Source organism: Microcoleus sp. D2_18a_D3, from assembly GCF_036702455.1.
Taxonomy (GTDB): domain Bacteria; phylum Cyanobacteriota; class Cyanobacteriia; order Cyanobacteriales; family Microcoleaceae; genus Microcoleus.
In genome coordinates, this window is the sequence record NZ_JAUBTK010000208.1 from 1 (window position 1) to 1,523 (window position 1,523).

Annotated in this window: 1 protein-coding gene; it reads left to right on the top strand. The window is 44.5% G+C overall.

Features of this window, described 5'->3' with window-relative positions; translation table 11 throughout:
- Window positions 1-60: 60 nt before the first annotated feature.
- Window positions 61-1,515, top strand: coding sequence for an IS66 family transposase (tnpC, locus tag QUB06_RS34520; RefSeq protein ID WP_333439333.1), 1,455 nt, complete (start codon window positions 61-63; stop codon window positions 1,513-1,515).
- The last annotated feature ends 8 nt before the right edge of the window (window positions 1,516-1,523 follow it).

Genomic DNA, 1,523 nt, shown 5'->3' on the forward strand with positions numbered 1-1,523 from the left:
GTAAGGATTCAGGTGAAAAATAGTGAGAGTAAGAGCCGAGAAATATGGTAATGTAGTCAGATGAGCGAAAAATCAGAGTTGTTAGCACTAAAAATGGAAATAGTTGACCAGTTGAGCCGTGAGGAACTGGTCAAAATTGTGCTGACCCAACAGAAGCTGATTGAAAAATTACAACAAGAACTCGAAAAACTCAAAGACAAACAGCCCAGCAATAGCCAAACATCATCGAAACCCCCATCGAGCGATCTGATACACAAATCAGAGACAGCCGCTTTTGATAACTCAAAAGAGTCAGAGTCCGAGCCAAAGCGTAAACCAGGAGGACAGCCGGGACATATCGGCAAAACGCGCAAAGGGTTTGGGCGAGTGGATAGATATCAAATCAGCACTCCTGACTCTTGTGAACATTGTGGTAGCAGAGAATTAAGTGACATTATTGGTTATAGCAAGCAGCAAGTAGCGTGTTTAGTCGCCAAACCAATTGAAGTAGTGGAATATCAACGAGTCAAGTGTCAATGTCTGGAATGTGGGGCAATGGTAATGGGAGCGCCAGCGTCCGGGATAGTTCCAGGACAAGACTTGAGTATCGACCTACAAGCATTATTGGTATGGTTAGGTAATTATGGACACATATCCTACGAAAAGCAACAAGAGTTCCTGCGCGAACTAGGTGGAATCGAAATAGGGATAGGGACATTACAAGCGACAAATGCGCGGGTAGCCGATGCTGTAAAGCCTGCCGTTGAAGCCTTATGGAAATGGGCGCCATTACAAGCAAACGTCCATGTGGATGAAACGCCGTGGTGTGTCAAGGGAGTCAAAGAATGGTTGTGGACAGCCACAGGTAAAAATTTTTGCTTGTTTCATGCAGCAGACACTCGTAGTCGAGCCGAATTAGAAACAATGCTGGGGCATGAATTTGCTGGAGTGTTGAGCTCTGATGATTTTAGCGTATACAACGGTGTGATTGTGGGAGCGCAGCAAAAATGTCTAGCCCATCTACGGCGACATTTTAAGAAAGTTCTGCTTCTTAGTTACGGTAACAATACAGTCGTCGCCTCTGCGTTCTTGGAATTAATTGATGAGGCATTTCGACAACATCGAAAATGGCGTGAGAACCCTGAAGCACTCGATTATCACACTTGGGCAAGGGACTTTAAGACTAGACTAGCAGACTTATTAAATACTTGGCAAGGTCATGTTGGTCATGCTGCTGGACTGTTACTGCGCTCTTTACGTGATAAAGCGCAACAATGGTGGTACTTTTTAGACCACCCGTCCATTCCTCCTGATAATAATTTAGCGGAACGTTCTCTGCGATTAGTCGTGACGAAGCGTAAGGTATCTGGGGGTTCCCGGTCAATGTCTCGGTTTGAACAAACTGCTGATTTGTTATCTGTGATTCAGACTTGTAGATTTCAAGGTAAAAGCGCAATGGCTTTTTTCCGTGATGCTATATCTGCCCATTCTTGTGACTTATTTATGCCTTCTTTAATTCCCCACTCTCAGACCTGAATCCTTAC